This is a genomic window from Streptomyces sp. AC627_RSS907, assembly GCF_019049165.1.
Window position 1 is genome coordinate 1 of sequence record NZ_JAGMUE010000514.1, and the last position, 671, is coordinate 671.

A 671-nucleotide genomic window follows, 5' to 3' on the forward strand; every position below is an offset into this window, starting at 1 on the left:
GGTCTTGATCGTTCCCTGCTTCATCAGAAATCTTCCTTGGTACGGGGTTCTTGAGCGGCACTGCAACGTAGCCAGCCGCTCCGATGCCCCGCAAACACCGGAGAGGGGCGGGAATGTCGGGAGTGCCGGTGCGTGCCCGCACCGCCACCACCCTCTCCGCAGCACCCCACCGCACCAGGAGAACCGCTGGTCAGCGCCTATCCGACGGCGGTCTGACGGAACAGCCACTCGGCCTTCAGCTCGGCGTATCCGGGCTTGATCACGTCGTTGATCATCGCCAGACGTTCATCGAAAGGGATGAACGCGGACTTCATCGCATTGACGGTGAACCACTGCATGTCGTCCAGCGTGTAGCCGAAGGTCGACACGAGGTGCTCGAACTCGCGGCTCATGCTGGTGCCGCTCATGAGCCGGTTGTCGGTGTTGACCGTGGCCCGGAAGTGCAGCTTGCGCAGCAGCCCGATGGGGTGCTCGACGTAGGAACTCGCGGCGCCGGTCTGCAGGTTGGAGGTGGGGCACAGCTCCAGCGGGATGCGCTTGTCGCGCACATAGCTGGCGAGTCGGCCGAGCTTGATGGCGCCGTCTTCGGACACGTGGATGTCGTCGATGATCCGCACCCCGTGGCCGAGCCGGTCGGCGCCGCACCACTGGAGCGCCTGCCAGATCGACGG

General features: G+C 65.0%; 1 pseudogene. It reads right to left on the minus strand.

Going from position 1 to position 671, the window contains the following annotated elements:
* Positions 1–197: 197 nt before the first annotated feature.
* Positions 198–671: pseudogene (locus tag KUM32_RS36760) on the minus strand (adenosine deaminase); the annotation flags it as partial.